Below are 16801 nucleotides of genomic sequence, written 5' to 3' on the forward strand. Positions count from 1 at the left end.
CCGGCTAAACTTCGGTAGGTATTTTCTGGTTACTACCGGCACCAAATGCTTCAATTTCCTTTAAAAACATGGCTTTACCACTATGGTACCAGGAGCGGAATTTTACGGACTGATCAATGTGCGTAGGCAGGTATTCCAGCAGAACCGACAGATCAAAGGACTTCGAAGTTACGCCTGCGCCGGAAATGACGCCATCTAATGCATTACATTCCTGCTCAAAATGATTGGGCACCGGAACCATCATCACTGGCTTACCCAGGTACATTGCTTCACATACGGACTCAAATCCAGCCGTGGTAACCAATGCACGACAGCCTGCGAGCATATTCAGGTACTTTTCACTGTTAATGCGATGAAAGGTAAGCGTTTTGTCGTATTCAAATTCATCTGAAACATTCGGGTTGTCCCAAAAGCAGTGCAACCTGATTTCGGGATGTTCCTGGTGCCATGAGATAATCTGCTGGCTCAGACTGTGATGGGTCATGTACACCAGAAAATAATCACCTTTCTGAGGTACCAGCCGCCCGATTTCCCGCCTCAGAAGCGGCGGCACAACTGTAATTTTCAGGTCCGGCCGGGACGGAATTTCACGGAAAGACAATGCCAGTCGCTTCCTTGCGAACCAGGAAGTCGATTTTGAATTCAGATTGATCAGAAACTGATTGACCTTGCTTTGTTCCGGGAAAACAAATCTCGGATGAAGCAACAGGTACTGATGTGCAATGCAGACCATCGGTATTTCCGATCTGTAAATCAGGTTATACAAACCGCCGTAAGTGTCGTAAAAGCTGACAATCAGGTCTGGCTGGATCTGCCTGACTGACTCATGAATTTTCTGAAGGCTTCGCAGATATTTGGGAATATTGGCCAAATGCGTACACAATGTCCGCTGCAAGTTCATACCTCCGCCCTGCGCTTTGTAGATGATATTGGGCGCATCGAAATGCAACACCGGAGCCTGGATTGCATCATTAAAAAATGCCGGAATGTGCCGGCCAGGCGAAGTTCCTACCAGCGCACCCACTATTTCGTGACCGGCCGACCTTAGTATTTGTCCAAGCGAGATAGCCTGGGTAAGATGCCCCCTACCCTCGCCCTGCACCATAAAAAGGATCTTCATATTATAAATAGCGTTGGTTCCGGCCTGTTAATAAGCCTGTGAATGCAACTTGTTTCTCGGAAACAGTGAAATTTTCAGTAATGACTTTCGCCTTGGTCTTTGCCGGCTTTTGAACAACTTCCTGCTGATCGTAATAAAGCAAACTCCAATTTCCATCGAAATCCTCGACCAAAGCGCTGAGCGTTTCAACCCAATCACCCGAATTCATATACATAATCCCGTCGATTTCGCGGATAGCAGGGTGGTGAATGTGCCCGCAGATCACACCATCGCAGTTGCGGGAGCGCGCAAGTTCAGTAAGTTTTTCTTCAAAGTCTGTCATGTAGTTGACAGCCAGCTTTACAGATTGCTTCACACGCTGCGAAAGCGAATAGTAGGATAACCCTCTCCATTCGCGGTATTTGTTATAAAACTTATTTACCCAAAGCAAGAAAGTGTAGCCCATATCTCCGAGGTACGCCAGCCATTTCAAATGCGTGGTAATGGAGTCGAAAACATCGCCGTGGGTAACGTAAAAACGCTGGGTACCTGAGTTTAGAATGTAGTCTTTTCTGATTTGAAAGTGCTTGCCCAGCCGCAATGGGATAATCTGGTCCAGGAAATCATCGTGGTTACCACGTATGTAAATCACTTTCGTTTTGTGCTCTTCAATCATTTTCAGCACTCTTTTGAAGAACATCGTGTGCTTTCGCTTCCATACACCATATTTTTTCAACTGCCACGCATCAATGATGTCTCCATTAAGAATTAGCTTCTTGCAGGTGTAGCTCTTCAAAAAGTTGGTCACCTCTTCTGCTTTGGAACCTCCGGCGCCTAAATGCAGATCAGAAATGATGATTGTGCGAAAGTGAGTTGTATCTCCCATGATACAAATTTTCTCATTTTATATTACCTGGATGTTACTTGCAGTTTATCAGTAAGTTAAGTTCTTCGCTAAAAAGTATTTCTACGCAGCTCTGTATATTTTTTCTAATCGTCACCATTGGTTATTTAATCAAAAAGCTCAGATATTTATATTTTCAGAAATCAACAGACAAGCTATGAGATCACTTTTTGCACTTTTTTTGGCATGTTCTTTCGGCGCATTTGCACAAAAAATCCACCTTCCTCATGAGGTCGAGAAAGTAGCTGAACCTGCCGGCGGAAATCCTTTATTAATGCAGTTCTTAACACAAACCTCCAAATTCCTTTTAAAAGCGAAGTCAAAGGAATCAATGGGAGAGTTTATGTAAAAGCAGTGGTCGAAACCGACGGCAGTGTTACCAATGTGGAGGTCGCCCGCGGGATCGATTCTCTGTGCAACCAGGAAGCAGTTCGTGTTTTTAAACTTTATAAAGCCTGGAAACCCGCCACTGTCAAAGGTGAGCCGGTGAGACAGTCCATTTCCTACCCGATAACCTTCAAAGCAGCGCCCAGGAGTGGGTACGATAGTACAAGCAGCACAGTCGTTGAATATTACGACGCCAAATACGCTCCTACATCAGATCCGAATAAGGCGGAGTACAGGAAAATCTTGCCGGTTGACGAGAAAGGCTTTGTGGCGCGGAATGTTGTATACGAAGATCGGCAGGGTAGCAAATGGAAGCGAATGGGAACCGCTGCATTCGCCAGGGATAATGGCTGGTTCAAGTCCGACTACCTGCCCGCAAATACCGATTCCATTCAGGTGTATTCTGTGTCGGCAAGAGATCAGAATGCGGCCAGCCACGCTGCGGAAGGTACTTTTCAGCTGAATGGAACCCTTTTGGAATTCACAGAATACGGTGCCAACAACAAGGCTTTCCTGCATAAACTATACGATTTGAATGGAATGGTGCGCGAACTGCACCTTTATACAGACAGTGTAAAAACGGAGGTTAAGTGGTATGAAAACGGGCAGATCAGGTCGGTAACAGAAATGATAAGTGCCAAGCCGACTGAAATTCCGAGAACCATCTATCTCGATGCCTGGAAAAAAGACGGAACGCAGATAACCAAGGAAGGCGAAGGTACCTGGGAAACAACCGAGAAAACCTATAATGGAAAGTGGCTCACCGAAACCGGCCGTATTTCAGCGGGTGGCAAAACTGGTAAATGGACGGGTAAGTGGGCCGACAGTACGCTGCATTATGAAGAGTTGTACGAGAATGGAACACTGCAAAAAGGAATAGCTTACCACGACGGCGCAAAAAGCGAGTATACCGAGCCACAAATCAATCCGCAGTTTAAGGGTGGGCTTAATTCTTTCTACAAGTTCCTGGGGATGAACATCAAATATCCGTCAGAAGCCTCGCGCCGGGGTGTGGCCGGGCGTGTTCAGCTATCTTTTGTGGTGTGTGAAGACGGAAGCTTATGTGAGTACAAGGTGGAGAAGAGTGCCGGGTTCCGCTTAGACAACGAGGCAATGCGCGTCGTGAAATTGATGAACGGACATTGGGAACCGGGCGAAATGAGGGGTAAGCCCGTTCGGGTCCGTTATAATGTGCCGATCAATTTTCAGCTTGAATGATTTTATCAGAACCATTTATCCAATCCCAAAACCGCTCACATGTTTTTGGGATTTTTTTATGCAGAATTGTAATGCATTTATCCTCGAATTGATAATATTGTGATATCAATTCAATATCAACTTCCAGGCTATGAATGAAAAAGAACTAGGTACCGGATCAGCAGCTGCTATGCTCGGTCTTGGCTTGTTGCTGATGCTGTCCGGCGGCGGCTTGTCGGCCTCATTAAACAACTCGCTGCCAGGCGTGATTTTATTTATTCCCGGCTTTTTTCTGCTGGTGGGATTCACGGTGATCAACCCAAATGAAGCGGTAGTGGCTACTTTTTTCGGCGATTATCAGGGAACGATCAAGAAAAATGGATTGGCTTGGGTCAACCCGGTTTTTAAGAAAAAGAAAATCAGTCTGCGCGCACGCAACCTGAACGGACAAAAGCTTAAAGTAAACGACAAACTGGGTAACCCCATTGAAATCGCTGCCGTGGTGGTGTGGCGTGTGGGAGACACAGTAAAAGCCTGCTTTGAGGTAGATGATTACGTCAAATATGTGGAGATACAATCCGAAGCGGCAGTCCGCCATTTGGCAGGCATTTACGCCTACGACAGTATGGAAGACGATGATCTGGCCGCACACGAAGTAACGTTGCGCGACGGCAGCGGCAAAATCAACGAAATGCTGGAAGGCGAGCTGACCGAGCGCCTGAGCCGGGCCGGTATCGAAGTGCTCGAAGCGCGGATCAGCCACCTGGCTTATGCACCCGAAATCGCAGGCGCAATGCTCCAAAGGCAGCAGGCTTCCGCAGTAGTAGCAGCCCGCCGACAGATTGTAAACGGCGCAGTTGGAATGGTGGATATGGCGCTCGCAATGCTCTCTGAGAAGCAGATCGTGGAATTGGACGAGGAACGCAAAGCTGCTATGGTAAGCAATTTATTGGTAGTATTATGCGGTGAAAAGGCGGCAACGCCTATATTGAACGCTGGTACCCTGTACCCTTGATATGGCAGAAAAAAAGGCATTTGTTTTACGGATCAATCCTGATATGCTCAAAGAACTTGAAGTTTGGGCACAGCAGGATTTCCGTAGTTTAAATGGGCAGATCGAATTCCTGCTGAGTGAGGCACTGAAAAAGCAGCGACGAAGCAAGAAGCAAAGCAACGATGATGCGGAAGGAAAAGAATAAAGAAAATGTTAACATTGCATTACAATAGTTGTTCTACCAATTTTCAAGCCGAACATGAAGCACGTTATCAGGATTCTGGCGTTCGCCATTATCTCTCTCCAACTATCTGCCCAAATTCCCGATAATTTTCAATGGCTTCCCGACGGGAGCGGCTATCGCGATGTGAGCGATAATGAAATTGTGGAAGTAGCACTTCCCGCAAATACGCCTAAGGTTATCGTTTCAAAAGCGCAGCTAACCCCGGCCGGAGGTAGTCCGCTTGCAGTCAGAAGCTACACCATGAGCAAGGCAGGAGATAAGGTTTTGATCTATACCAACTCTAAAAGAGTCTGGAGATATGATACACGCGGCGACTACTGGGTTTTTGATATGACTGCGAAAACATTAAAGCAACTTGGTAAAGGTTTGCCTGCGTCGTCACTGATGTTCGGGAAGTTCTCTCCGGACGGGAAACACGTGGCTTATGTAAGCAAGCACAATGTATATGCAGAGGATCTTCAAAGCGGTGAAGTAAAGCAGCTGACGAAAGACGGCACAGATCGTGTGATCAATGGTACTTTCGATTGGGCCTACGAAGAGGAATTTGATTGCCGTGACGGCTTCCGGTGGAGCGACGATAGCAAGTCCATTGCTTACTGGCAGCTGGATGCAAGCAAGATCCGCAACTTTTTGATGATCAATACCACGGACTCTATTTACTCCTTCAATGTACCTGTTGAATATCCCAAAGTAGGGGAAACACCTTCGCCTTACAAGATTGGTGTGGTAGATATCGCTGGTTCTCAGACCAAATGGATGAATATCCCGGGTGATCCGCAGAATACCTATGTACCAAGGATGGAATGGTCGGGTATGCCCAACGAGCTTGTGATACAGCAGCTTAACCGCAAACAGAATGAAAGCACTCTGTTTTACATTAATACAACTGACGGATCGGCGAAACCTTTTTACACTGAAAAAGACGAAGCGTGGATCGATATCAAAAGTCGCTGGGAAAATGACCCGATGGGCTGGGACTGGATCAACAATGGAAAGGAGTTTTTGTGGGTAAGTGAAAAAGACGGCTGGCGCCACACTTACCGCATAAGTCGCGACGGTAAAAAGGAGACGCTGATCACGGTAGGAAATTTTGACATGATCAATCCTGTGAGAATCGATGAGAAAAACAATGCATACTATTTCATTGCTTCTCCCGACAATGCAACGCAAAGCTATCTGTACAAAACAACGCTTGATGGAAAAGGCAAGCCTGTGAGAATTACTCCGGCCGACCAGCAGGGATCTCACGTGTACGAGATTTCACCACTTGCGAAATTTGCAATGCACCGCTTCTCGAATGCGAAAACCACGCCTTTAACTGAATGGATTTCTCTCCCAAAACATACCTCCATTGATCCTGCAAACTCCATTGCACAGTCAGCAGGCAAGATCAACGCTGCCAATCTGGATATTGAATTCTTCAAGGTAACCACCGACGAAGGCGTGGAAATCGACGGCTGGCTTGTTAAACCAACCAATTTTGACGCTTCCAAGAAATATCCGATCGTATTCACGGTGTACGGAGAACCAGCCGGAAGTACTATAAAAGACACTTACGGAACAGGCCGGAACAGATTATACAACGGCAGTATGGCAGACGACGGCTACATTTACGCGTCTGTGGATAACCGCGGCACACCTTCGCCAAAAGGTGCGAAATGGAGAAAAGCGATTTACAAGAACATCGGCCGCATCAACATCAAAGATATGGACGGCGCTGCTATGGCGATGTTCAAAAAGTATTCGTTCATTGATACATCGAGGGTAGCGGTGCACGGATGGAGCGGTGGCGGTTCTTCTACTTTAAACCTGCTTTTCCAATATCCTCAGCACTTTAAAACAGGAATTGCTGTAGCGGCTGTCGGCAATCAGCTTACTTACGATAACATTTATCAGGAACGGTACATGGGCCTGCCACAGGAAAACCACGATGATTTCGTAAAAGGATCACCGATAACCTACGCTAAAAACCTGCAAGGCAACTTGCTTTACATTCACGGCACGGGAGACGACAATGTGCATTACCAGAATGCAGAGATGCTTGTGAACGAATTGATTAGGGCAAATAAGGTATTTCAATTTATGCCTTATCCAAACCGCTCGCACAGCATCAACGAAGGCCAGGGTACCTCAGCGCATCTGAGAAGCTTATTTACTGATTATCTCAAAAAGAACTGCCCTCCGGGAGCAAAGTAACACTTTGTCGTCCTGAGCGCAGTCGAAGGCGTTACCACATGCTGAGTAGCGCCTTCGACTGCGCTCAGGATGACAAAAGCCTTTATTTGCCGTAAAGCTTCTTAGCGGCCGGCTCATATTTATCACCTGCCGACCATTGCGGAGCGACTTTCCTATCTGCAATTAACCTGGTCGTATAAGTATAAGCCTGGCTGAATTTCAGAAGGTAGTTAAAGTCGATCGTCTCGGGATTGTCTGAAACCTGGTGATAGTTTTTCATGATATCTCCATTGAACTCCTTGAAGCCGGGCGTGAAAGTCGGTGCGGGAATTCCTTCTTTGGCAAAATTTACATTATCCGATCTGTCGAAAAGCCCCTGCTCCGGTGATGGGTCTGCGAAAACGTCCAAGCCGAATGCTTTGCTGGCTGTTTCGATTTCAGTGCGAGCGCCTGTTCGGTCCAGGCCCATTACGGCTACAATCGTGGTATCGTTGTAACCTGCCCCATCAGAGTTAAGGTTAAAAATGCACTTGTTCAAAGGTAATAACGGATGTGAAGCATAATATTTGCTTCCCAGCAAGCCCACTTCTTCTCCTGTCAATGCAACAATCAATACCGAACGTTTTGGCGGATTTTTAGATAGAGCCTCTGCGGCTGCCAGCAAAGCCACGGTCCCGAATGCATTATCTCTGGCTCCGTTGAAAATGCTGTCCTCAGGCGTATAAGTCTGTCCACCCTGCTTGCCGACACCCACGTGATCGTAATGCGCAGACAGCAATATATACTCTTCTTTCAGCTTCGGATCAGATCCGGGGATTAGCCCCACAACATTATAGCTGTTGACTACCTGCGTTTTCCGGCCGGGTGTTTTAAAGTCCACTTCCTTAGCAGCGCGTAACGCGCGGGCAAATTTTGCTTCTTTGCCATTGACCCAGGCGTGTGGAATTGTTGAAGAAGTCCCTTCACCGCCTTCCGAAAGAGCCATTTTCTCTCCACCAAAATACTTCGTTACCACATTCCAGGGAATGGGCGCATTGAACAGCTCAATCACGCCGACGGCACCTTTTTCGGCAGCAAGCTTTCTTTTTTCATTGGAAGTTGCAAAGATTTCTCCCGGCGTTTGCGTCTCGGGAGTGCCGCTTTCAACGAGCACGATCTTGCCTTTTACATCAAGACCTTTATAATCGTCCCAGCTTTTAGCTGCATTTTCAAGACCAAAGCTGGCATAAACAACCGGCGCTTTGAGATTTGTTTCTCCTCCATTCATCAGGATCCAATCCGTTCCGGCCTTCATCATTTCTGCATCAGCGGTAATTTCCCCGGCAGTAGAAGCGCCCATTTTCTCGAAAGGAACACTTTGAAAATACGTGTTATTGTTGGCCCCTGTACCGGCAACAGCACTAAGGCCCAGCTTCCGGAACTGCTCGGCAATGTAACGTGCCGCAACCAGGTTCCCCATCTCGCCAGTCCGCCGGCCCATTAATTCATCTGCCGCCAAAAACCGCATATGCGATTCCAGTTCGGATTTCTTCGTCTGGAATTCGGGTAAGGCTGGTGATTTTTTTTGAGCGAAGGAAGGCTGAATGTGTAAGCTTAAAGCAAGTGCCAGCAAGGATAATTTTCTCATTTGCAAAGTCAGATAATGTTTTAAAATTGAATGTAAAAGAATCCTTCTAAATTCCGATAAAGTCCGAAGGAATCTTACCCATTCAATATCACAGCTGCCTCCTTCGCGAAATAGGTGAGAATGCATTTGGCGCCGGCGCGGCGGATGCTTGTAAGTACTTCCATCATGGCGCGGTCACCGTCTATCCAGCCGTTTTGTGCAGCTGCCTTAATCATCGCATATTCACCCGAAACATTGTATGCAGCAATGGGTATATCAAAATTTTCGTCGAGTAAGCGGATAATGTCGAGGTAAGAAAGCGCGGGTTTGACCATCAGCATATCTGCTCCTTCTGCAAAATCAAGCTGTGCTTCCAGAAGCGCCTCACGCTTGTTGGCCGGGTTCATCTGATACGTTTTCTTGTCGCCAAACTTGGGAGCCGATTCAAGCGCGTCGCGGAATGGACCATAGAACGCACTCGCATACTTAGCTGAGTAAGACATTATACTCACATCTGAAAATCCGTGTGAATCGAGGTGCTGACGAATGTAACCTACCCGGCCGTCCATCATATCACTGGGGCCAAGGATATCCGCGCCTGCTTTCGCCTGGGCCAGCGACATATTTCCCAGGATTTCCAATGTAGCATCATTCAAAATCTTGCCATTCTCAACCAGTCCGTCGTGACCATCAGAACTGTAAGGATCCATTGCGACGTCGGTCATAATCACCAGCTCAGGGAAACGCTCCTTGATGGCGGTAATCGCTTTCAGATAAAAGGTATGCTCCCGGTAACTTTCAGAAGCTACTTTGTCTTTTTTGCTTTCGGGATAATTAGGAAAAAGGTCGATCGCACGGATTCCAAGATCAGTTACTTCCTTCAATTCTTCCAGTAAATTATCGAGTGAAAAACGATAAATGCCCGGCATCGACTTCACCTCAACCTTTTGGTTAGAGCCTTCCTGCACAAACATCGGATAAATAAAATCGGAAACCTGAAGTGTTGTTTCCTGAACCAGTTCCCTGATTCCTGCGGATTTTCTATTGCGTCTCGGGCGACGGGATAATTGGATCATAATGGGATTTGGGCGATCAGCGGTAGGCTGTCGGCTTTTTTATGCTGCTTAAATTTAATGCAAATAAAAAACCATTCAGCAACTGTTTCAGTTTCCCGGCCCCTCCTTTTTCCTCCCCTTCGTCCACCCTCCTTCCTCCCTCACCTACCCTACCATCAACTTAAAACCCTCGCCGTGCAGGTTCATGATCTGAATGGAGGGGTCTTCCCGGAGGTATTTGCGCAGCTTTGTAATATAAACATCCATGCTCCGCGCATTGAAATAGGAATCGTCGCCCCAAATGGTTTTTAATGCATAGCTGCGGCTGATCGGCTGATTAAGGTTTTGACAAAAAAGGCGTAGCAGCTCGGATTCTTTACTGGTGAGCCTGGCTGATTTGTCGTTTGCAGAAAGCTGCTGGTGATCGTAGTCAAACTGATACTGCCCGATCTGATACACTTTAAGCTCCTCCTTAGCGTCGGGCTGCTTTTTGTACCTGCGTAAAATCGCTTCTATCCTGAGTAACAATTCTTCCCGGTCAAAAGGCTTTGTAACATAATCGTCGGCCCCAACCCTGAAACCCTGCATGGTATCCTCCTTCATCGATTTGGCAGTCAGGAAAATGATAGGCACATCGCGCCCGCTCATCCTAACTTCTTTTGCCAGCGAGAAACCATCTTTTTTCGGCATCATCACATCGAAAATGCATAGATCGTACTCTTTATCGACAAAAGACTGCCATCCTTTCTGTCCATCAGTAGCAAGATCAGTAGGATAGCCTTTATCGATCAGATATTCCTGAAGCAGCGAACCCAGATTTGCATCGTCCTCAACTAGTAGCAGGTTGGGCATAGAAAGGATATTAGATTATGTTTGCAAGATAGTATTGATAAACCTTCTTAACTTATAAAAAATGTTAAAACTTCTGGTTTGGCTCGTAGCCATATTTGTTCTCCTGGGTATTGTTTATTACGCCGGGCCAAGGGTGCCGGAAGCACATCTGACACCCGTGTTACCCACGATTACTACTGACCTTTCAAAGCTTGAACAGGAAATGAACCAGTCTGAAAAGGCGGTTCCTCACATCAAAAAAGATAACGAAGCCCGCATTATCTGGGCCGATAGCAGCAAAAAGGCGAAGACACCTTACAGCATAGTGTATATCCACGGATTCGGTGCCAGCTGGGCAGAAGGCGATCCTGTACATAGAGAACTGGCAAAAAGGTATGGCGCCAATCTGTACCTGGCGCGCATGCACGACGCCGGGATTGATGATCCTGATGCATTCGATGATCTTACTCCAAACAACTTTATATCGGGAGCAAAACGCGCACTCGCGATCGGTAAAGCACTAGGTGACAGTGTTATCGTGATCGGAACTTCGGCGGGCGGCTTATTGTCGGTGTACCTCGCCTCCACACACCCCGAAATCAAAGGACTGGTACTTTATTCACCGTGCATGGAAGTGGCCAATTCAAGCCTCAAACTCATTACGGGTCCATGGGGCAAGCAGATTCTTCATCAGGTAATAGGCGAACACAATCAAGTTAAGGATTCCATTCCCGAGCGGGCGCAGTTCTGGCTACAAGGCTACCATACAAACGGACTGATCACTTTGCAGCAAATGATGGATGTGATTGCCAGACGCGAGGTTTATGAGCGCATCAAAATGCCTGTTTTTGTTGGGTATTATTATAAAAACGAAAAAGAACAGGACCCGGTTGTCTCTGTCAAAGCAATTCAGGAGATGGTACCATTGCTGGGTACGCCGGAAACACTGAAAGTTGAAAAGGCCTTTCCGGAAAGCGGCGACCATGTAATTGCATCGCGGCTGCGCTCGAAAGATGTGAAAGGGGTGTATGAAGCAACCGACAGGTTTTTTCAGGAAAAGCTGCATTTAAAACCAGTAGAATCGGCAGTAACCCAGCCTCATACTGTTAGTTGGGCTGACTAAATCTGGCATAACCAATCAAAAATGCTTTACTTTGCCGCCTTAAACGGACTTATCCTAATTAATCAATAGAGAGGAAAATATGGCTTACGGTTTATTAAAAGGAAAAAGAGGAATTATTTCAGGTGCATTGGACGAAAACTCGATCGCCTGGAAAGTAGCCTTGAAAGCAAAAGAAGAAGGTGCCACGTTTACATTGACCAATGCGCCGATCGCGATGCGTATGGGGGCGATCAATGATCTGGCCAAACAATGTGAAGCCGAAATCATTCCTGCCGACGCTACTTCTATTGAGGATATAGAAAATCTGTTTAGCAAGTCAACTGAAATCCTGGGAGGTAAAATAGACTTTGTGCTGCATTCAATCGGAATGTCTTTAAATGTAAGAAAAGGCAAAGAATATGGCGACTTGAACTATGAGTGGTTTCAAAAAGGACTTGACATCTCTGCACTTTCACTGCATAAGTTTATGCAGGTTGCCGAGAAACAGGACGCACTGAATGAATGGGGCTCGGTTGTCGCATTGTCTTACATTGCCGCTCAAAGAACCTACTCATTTTATAATGATATGGCCGAAGCAAAAGCATTGCTGGAAAGCATTGCCCGCAGCTACGGATACCGTTACGGCAAAGCGAAGAATGTTCGCGTAAATACCATTTCACAGTCACCTACCAAGACAAAAGCTGGTTCAGGAATCGCCGGTTTTGATGCATTTTATGATTTTGCAGATAAAATGAGCCCGCTGGGTAATGCGTCAGCAGATGATTGCGCCAACTACGCCATTACCCTGTTCTCTGATCTCACCCGTTTTGTTACCATGCAGAACCTCTACCACGATGGCGGTTACTCATCGACAGGTATCTCAGAGGAATTGGTCGAACTGATCCAGGAGCAGCACAAATAAGCCGCTGATCACATAGCATATCATAGGTAAAACCCTTCAAGGCACACGTTTTGAAGGGTTTTCTGTTTTTACTTAAAATATTTCCACCACTCACCCGTTTGGCGTTGTGTGCTATTTATGAACAGATTAGTTTTAGCCAAATAAAATTGACCCTATGAAACCTCGGATAAATCAGCCCTTTGCAGATCGTATTTTAAATGAAAAACAGGCGCGGCTATTTGCTGCTCTTTTGCTTTTATCAGTATCCTTCTCATTTCTTTCCTGTGGCGGCGAGAAGGAGGAAGCGAAGGCGGCTCCGGACACACCTATCTATACCCTGGTTTTTTTGGATAAAACGCAGAGCGTGCATGTTGACAGGAACTATGTGAATGATAAATACCGTCAGGCATTAACAGATATAGTGGAAACGAACATGAGGAACAAAGGAGATAAGCTGGAAGTGTATTTTATTCATGAAAATACATCAAAAGCACGGGCCCTTTCCCTGACGGTCAGAAGCGAAAAGGATGAAACCGAGGGCGCCAATGCAACTGACCGAGAAGGTATTGAAACCGCATTCCAGCTCGCACTTCAAAAAGAAAAAGGCATTTATTTGCGGCAGCTATTGACTAAGCTAAATCAGCAGAACACAGGCGCTTCCAACTTGCAGACGGACATTTGGGCGAGCTTGCCGGTAATTGCAAAAGCGGGTGAAAGTGGCTCGGAGGTGAAAGTTTATTATTTCAGTGATATGGTGGAAAGTGTAAAAGGTGCGGATAGAAGAGATTTTCACATTAAACCTCCGAAAAGCGACTCAGAAGCCGAAGCCGATGCAAAAGCAGATAGCAAAAAACTGGATCAATACGCGATAGGCTCGCCTCAGGTAACCATTGTCTCGCCTTTCGAACCAACTGCTTCCACCAAAGAAAACAACCCGCACGTAACGCATTACTGGCAGACGCTGTTTCAGGAGCTGGGCGGGGTGAGTGTAGAGGAACTTTGAGTATTATAGATTTTTAATAGCTTTCAAATTCTCGGTATCGTCGAAAATAGCTCGAACGGGAATTTGAAAGCCTTTGATCGCAAAGCTATGTACTAACCCTGTTCCACTGTTAAGTACCTCCGCGTACTTATTTCCGACCAGGTGATATTGTTTTAGGAATTCAAGTTCTGGGTCAACAATCCAGTATTCTTCGATTCCGTGCGCCTGATAATCATCATATTTGACCCCTCGGTCGCGAGACTGTGTTGAAGGTGATAAAATTTCCACGACAAAGTCGGGAGCCGGGAAAAGCGTTTGCTTATCTGTTGTACGCTCGGCTTTTTCCTTTCGAAAGAAACAAATATCAGGCTCATAATCATTACGAGTTAGCGTAATCATACACTTTTCTCCGCCTACCAGACCAAGGTCTCTTTCCATCACATATATGTCTATCAGATGCGCAAGACGGAACAGTATTCGCCCATGTCGCTTTTGAGCGGGGGAATGCACGATAATTTCCCCGTTGATGAATTCGACTTTTTGCTCGTCTGTAATGTCATTGTAGAATTGCAACCGTCGCTCCCGCTCTTCGTCGAGTGCTTTTCCTACCGCATCAAGAATCAAATATGCATCCGGCACATTCATGATTTCGGAAAAAATACGATTGCTCATCTTTTTTGTCAGAAGTTGTATTTCCAAATTTAACAAAGTTTAAGGTGAAAAAATAAAGCTGTTAGCACTGTCACCCAGCCCAGTTCTCCCGGTCCAGGCTCCTATACTGGATCGCCTCGGCGAGGTGCTCTACTTTGATGTCTTCGCTTCCGGCGAGATCGGCGATGGTGCGGGAGACTTTCAGAATGCGGTCGTAAGCTCTTGCGGAAAGTCCCAGTCTTTCCATTGCTTTGCGCAACAGCGCCTTTCCGGCGTCTTCAATCACGCAGATATCTTTCACCATTTCGGGCGTCATCATCGCATTTGAATAAATTTCCTTTTTATCCTTAAAACGTTCCGTTTGCATGAGCCGCGCGCGGATAACACGCTCGCGGATCTCCGCGCTGCTCTCCGACTTCCGGGTTGATGATATCTGATCAAACGACACAGGCGTGACTTCCACGTGCAAGTCGATACGATCAAGCAACGGACCGCTGATCTTGTTAAGATACTTTTGAACAACTCCCGGCCCGCAAACACACTCCCGGTCGGGATGATTGTAGTAGCCGCACGGACAAGGGTTCATACTCGCAATGAGCATAAAGTTAGCCGGGTACTCCACTGCCATTTTTGCCCGGGAAATACATACTTTGCGTTCTTCAAGCGGCTGCCGCATTACTTCCAGTACTGTCCGCTTGAACTCGGGCAGCTCGTCCAGAAACAGCACGCCATTATGTGCCAGTGATATTTCCCCCGGCTGCGGGTAACTTCCGCCGCCCACCAGCGCCACGTCGCTGATAGAATGGTGCGGCGCGCGGAAAGGCCGGCGCGACACGAGGGTAGCCCGCTGCCCCAACTTGCCTGCTACTGAGTGGATTTTGGTAGTTTCCAATGCTTCCGGCAGACTGAGCGGTGGCAAAATACTCGGTATTCGCTTCGCCAGCATTGTTTTGCCTGCTCCCGGCGGACCTATCATAATTGCATTGTGCCCGCCTGCGGCTGTGATTTCCAATGCACGCTTAATATTCTCCTGACCCTGTACATGCTCAAAATCAGCATCATACTCGTTCTGGCTGGCAAAGAACAGATCGCGCGTATCTACTTTCACCGGCTGGATATCCAGCTTTCCTTCAAAGAATGCAATCGCATCAGGCAGGTTTTCGACTGGTATCACGTCAATATTATTGACGATAGCTGCTTCGTATGCATTTTCAGCCGGCAGCATTACGCCTTTAAAACCTTGTTTTCGGGCTTCAATGGCGATCGGCAACACACCTTTTATCGGCCGCAGAACGCCGTCCAGGGAAAGCTCTCCCAGGATAATGTAATCTTCCAGGCTGCGTTCACAGGTCAGCTGCTCGGAGGTCAAAAGTGTGCAAAGCGCAATCGGCAGGTCGTAAGCTGAACCTTCTTTACGGATATCCGCAGGAGCAAGGTTAACCACCAGCTTTTGCCTCGGCATTTTGTAGCCGAAGTATTTAAGAGATGCTTCCACGCGCTGCTGACTCTCCTTCACCGCACTGTCGGCGAGCCCAACCATGAAGAAACCGAGCCCCTGACCTACATTCACTTCAATGGTGATGATGGTAGCATCTACGCCAAATACGGCGCTTCCGTAAGTCTTAGCTAACATGTGTGTGTAATTTGAGTAAATACAAAGAAAAGTCCCGGCAAGAATTGCCAGTATACTACAAACCAAGTCATATTTTTAGATCCGGCAACAAGGTGCCACTGCAACCGGTTACTACCGGCTGAGATCAATGTACAAATGGCGGGAATAAGTTAACATTAGGAGCAAGTACCGTCTCCTTCACTTCTTATTCAACCACTGCTGAAACAGAAATATAGGTAGGAATGATACCCGTAGCTCTGATACGAACCTCGGCATCTTCGGCCTGGGTATTTCCGGTCAGTACCAGTGCAGTATCGAGCCCGAATTTGTTACCTCCGAGAATATCAGTATGCAATGTATCGCCTACCATCAGAATGCTGCGCTTGCTTACATTCGGATAGTTTTTGATGTGCTGATAAGCGAAAATGAACATTTGCGGGTCAGGCTTTCCGAAGCGGATGAACTGCCGGCCGATCGTATCCTCGATCATTTTTGCGAGTGCGCCCACTGCAATAGAAAGCCGGCTCTTTGAAGCCGGGTATGTTTTGTCCGTATTGGCTACAATAACCGGAATATTTCGTTTACGCAGCAGATTAAGGGTTTTTGTCAAATCAGTGTTCCAGTCAAATCCTTCATCATCCAAGAAAACAAGTGCATTGATACTAGATGCATCGTCCAGGTTCACCTCGTGGATCGAAATCGTTTTCAACCCCAGCGTTTCAATGTAATGCGCAGAATTGTCGGTACCTACATAAGCTACCAGCCCGTCCCGGAATTTGTAATCAAGATATTCGCGGGCCAGCATTCCGGACGAAATGATCCTGTCGGCTGTTATATCGTTAATGCCCATTTGGAAGTACGAATCTGCTAGCTGCTCAGGGCTCCGGGAAGCATCATTGGTCACCACGTAAAAATCCTTCCCGTTATCATTCAGATACTGAAAGGTTTTCTCAATGCCGGGGATCAATCCGTTGTAAGTTTTTAAAACACCGAAGGCATCAAAAAAAATGACATCATATTTAGAGATTACTGATCTGAAATTGTCAAGAACCATAGTAAAG

General features: G+C 46.7%; 16 protein-coding genes. 8 read left to right on the forward strand and 8 right to left on the reverse strand.

Translation table 11 applies throughout. From position 1 onward, the window contains the following. Positions 1–4: 4 nt before the first annotated feature. Both Q369_RS0114240 and Q369_RS0114245 read right to left on the reverse strand, forming a co-directional pair. Positions 5–1120 carry a glycosyltransferase family protein gene (locus tag Q369_RS0114240; protein ID WP_031528471.1) on the reverse strand — a complete coding sequence of 372 codons (1116 nt, stop codon included), beginning with the start codon at positions 1118–1120 and terminating at the stop codon, positions 5–7. Between the two features lies 1 nt (position 1121). Beyond that, positions 1122–1985, reverse strand: coding sequence for a UDP-2,3-diacylglucosamine diphosphatase (locus Q369_RS0114245; RefSeq protein ID WP_031528472.1), 864 nt, complete (start codon positions 1983–1985; stop codon positions 1122–1124). Between the two features lie 175 nt (positions 1986–2160). Between Q369_RS0114245 and Q369_RS29490 the strand changes: the two genes are divergently transcribed. The 5 genes from Q369_RS29490 (at position 2161) to Q369_RS0114265 (ending at position 7021) form a co-directional block, all read left to right on the forward strand. Continuing rightward, positions 2161–2352, forward strand: coding sequence for a hypothetical protein (locus Q369_RS29490; RefSeq protein ID WP_229206841.1), 192 nt, complete (start codon positions 2161–2163; stop codon positions 2350–2352). 5 nt (positions 2353–2357) lie between these two features. Further along, complete coding sequence (locus Q369_RS27720) at positions 2358–3608, forward strand: energy transducer TonB (RefSeq protein ID WP_229206842.1); 1251 nt, start codon at positions 2358–2360, stop codon at positions 3606–3608. Positions 3609–3738: 130 nt separating this feature from the next. Beyond that, positions 3739–4602 carry an SPFH domain-containing protein gene (locus Q369_RS0114255; protein WP_031528473.1) on the forward strand — a complete coding sequence of 288 codons (864 nt, stop codon included), beginning with the start codon at positions 3739–3741 and terminating at the stop codon, positions 4600–4602. A 1-nt stretch (position 4603) separates the two neighbouring features. Then, the gene (locus Q369_RS0114260; protein ID WP_031528474.1) at positions 4604–4786 is read left to right on the forward strand and encodes a type II toxin-antitoxin system antitoxin; all 183 of its coding nucleotides are present in this window, start codon (positions 4604–4606) and stop codon (positions 4784–4786) included. Positions 4787–4840: 54 nt separating this feature from the next. Further along, the gene (locus Q369_RS0114265; RefSeq protein WP_031528475.1) at positions 4841–7021 is read left to right on the forward strand and encodes a S9 family peptidase; all 2181 of its coding nucleotides are present in this window, start codon (positions 4841–4843) and stop codon (positions 7019–7021) included. 82 nt (positions 7022–7103) lie between these two features. Here Q369_RS0114265 and Q369_RS0114270 read toward each other — a convergent pair whose 3' ends face one another. The 3 genes from Q369_RS0114270 to Q369_RS0114285 form a co-directional block, all read right to left on the reverse strand. Continuing rightward, on the reverse strand, positions 7104–8627 hold the full coding sequence (locus Q369_RS0114270) for a M28 family peptidase (RefSeq protein ID WP_031528476.1): 1524 nt from the start codon (positions 8625–8627) through the stop codon (positions 7104–7106). 74 nt (positions 8628–8701) lie between these two features. Next, positions 8702–9682 carry a porphobilinogen synthase gene (gene hemB, locus Q369_RS0114275; protein ID WP_031528477.1) on the reverse strand — a complete coding sequence of 327 codons (981 nt, stop codon included), beginning with the start codon at positions 9680–9682 and terminating at the stop codon, positions 8702–8704. Between the two features lie 144 nt (positions 9683–9826). After that, positions 9827–10513, reverse strand: a complete 687-nt coding sequence (locus tag Q369_RS0114285; protein ID WP_031528478.1) for a response regulator transcription factor — start codon at positions 10511–10513, stop codon at positions 9827–9829. Positions 10514–10574: 61 nt separating this feature from the next. On the opposite strand from Q369_RS0114285, the gene Q369_RS0114290 reads away from it, so the two are divergent. The 3 genes from Q369_RS0114290 to Q369_RS0114300 all read left to right on the forward strand — a co-directional run bounded on the left by Q369_RS0114290 (position 10575) and on the right by Q369_RS0114300 (position 13498). Further along, on the forward strand, positions 10575–11615 hold the full coding sequence (locus tag Q369_RS0114290) for an alpha/beta hydrolase (protein WP_031528479.1): 1041 nt from the start codon (positions 10575–10577) through the stop codon (positions 11613–11615). Between the two features lie 79 nt (positions 11616–11694). Continuing rightward, a complete protein-coding gene (locus tag Q369_RS0114295; RefSeq protein WP_031528480.1) occupies positions 11695–12516 on the forward strand; it encodes an enoyl-ACP reductase FabI in 822 nt (273 codons plus the stop codon). A 154-nt stretch (positions 12517–12670) separates the two neighbouring features. Next, on the forward strand, positions 12671–13498 hold the full coding sequence (locus tag Q369_RS0114300; RefSeq protein ID WP_031528481.1) for a hypothetical protein: 828 nt from the start codon (positions 12671–12673) through the stop codon (positions 13496–13498). 3 nt (positions 13499–13501) lie between these two features. Here Q369_RS0114300 and Q369_RS0114305 read toward each other — a convergent pair whose 3' ends face one another. The 3 genes from Q369_RS0114305 to Q369_RS0114315 form a co-directional block, all read right to left on the reverse strand. Continuing rightward, positions 13502–14176, reverse strand: a complete 675-nt coding sequence (locus Q369_RS0114305; protein ID WP_229206843.1) for a Uma2 family endonuclease — start codon at positions 14174–14176, stop codon at positions 13502–13504. A 43-nt stretch (positions 14177–14219) separates the two neighbouring features. Next, positions 14220–15761: a YifB family Mg chelatase-like AAA ATPase gene (locus tag Q369_RS0114310; protein WP_031528483.1), complete on the reverse strand. Its 1542-nt coding sequence runs from the start codon at positions 15759–15761 to the stop codon at positions 14220–14222. Positions 15762–15945: 184 nt separating this feature from the next. Further along, positions 15946–16794 (reverse strand): TIGR01459 family HAD-type hydrolase, encoded by an 849-nt coding sequence (locus Q369_RS0114315; RefSeq protein WP_031528484.1) that lies wholly within the window; start codon positions 16792–16794, stop codon positions 15946–15948. Between the last annotated feature and the right edge of the window lie 7 nt (positions 16795–16801).

The organism is Dyadobacter crusticola DSM 16708 (genome assembly GCF_000701505.1).
Classification (GTDB): domain Bacteria; phylum Bacteroidota; class Bacteroidia; order Cytophagales; family Spirosomataceae; genus Dyadobacter; species Dyadobacter crusticola.

Excerpts from the sequence above, each read along its gene's own strand:
- Q369_RS0114240 (WP_031528471.1), bottom strand. The coding sequence starts at position 1,120 with ATGAAGATCCTTTTTATGGTGCAGGGCGAGGGTAGGGGGCATCTTACC.
- Q369_RS0114245 (WP_031528472.1), bottom strand. The coding sequence starts at position 1,985 with ATGGGAGATACAACTCACTTTCGCACAATCATCATTTCTGATCTGCAT.
- Q369_RS29490 (WP_229206841.1), top strand. The coding sequence starts at position 2,161 with ATGAGATCACTTTTTGCACTTTTTTTGGCATGTTCTTTCGGCGCATTT.
- Q369_RS0114255 (WP_031528473.1), top strand. The coding sequence starts at position 3,739 with ATGAATGAAAAAGAACTAGGTACCGGATCAGCAGCTGCTATGCTCGGT.
- Q369_RS0114260 (WP_031528474.1), top strand. The coding sequence starts at position 4,604 with ATGGCAGAAAAAAAGGCATTTGTTTTACGGATCAATCCTGATATGCTC.
- Q369_RS0114265 (WP_031528475.1), top strand. The coding sequence starts at position 4,841 with ATGAAGCACGTTATCAGGATTCTGGCGTTCGCCATTATCTCTCTCCAA.
- Q369_RS0114270 (WP_031528476.1), bottom strand. The coding sequence starts at position 8,627 with ATGAGAAAATTATCCTTGCTGGCACTTGCTTTAAGCTTACACATTCAG.
- hemB (WP_031528477.1), bottom strand. The coding sequence starts at position 9,682 with ATGATCCAATTATCCCGTCGCCCGAGACGCAATAGAAAATCCGCAGGA.
- Q369_RS0114285 (WP_031528478.1), bottom strand. The coding sequence starts at position 10,513 with ATGCCCAACCTGCTACTAGTTGAGGACGATGCAAATCTGGGTTCGCTG.
- Q369_RS0114290 (WP_031528479.1), top strand. The coding sequence starts at position 10,575 with ATGTTAAAACTTCTGGTTTGGCTCGTAGCCATATTTGTTCTCCTGGGT.
- Q369_RS0114295 (WP_031528480.1), top strand. The coding sequence starts at position 11,695 with ATGGCTTACGGTTTATTAAAAGGAAAAAGAGGAATTATTTCAGGTGCA.
- Q369_RS0114300 (WP_031528481.1), top strand. The coding sequence starts at position 12,671 with ATGAAACCTCGGATAAATCAGCCCTTTGCAGATCGTATTTTAAATGAA.
- Q369_RS0114310 (WP_031528483.1), bottom strand. The coding sequence starts at position 15,761 with ATGTTAGCTAAGACTTACGGAAGCGCCGTATTTGGCGTAGATGCTACC.
- Q369_RS0114315 (WP_031528484.1), bottom strand. The coding sequence starts at position 16,794 with ATGGTTCTTGACAATTTCAGATCAGTAATCTCTAAATATGATGTCATT.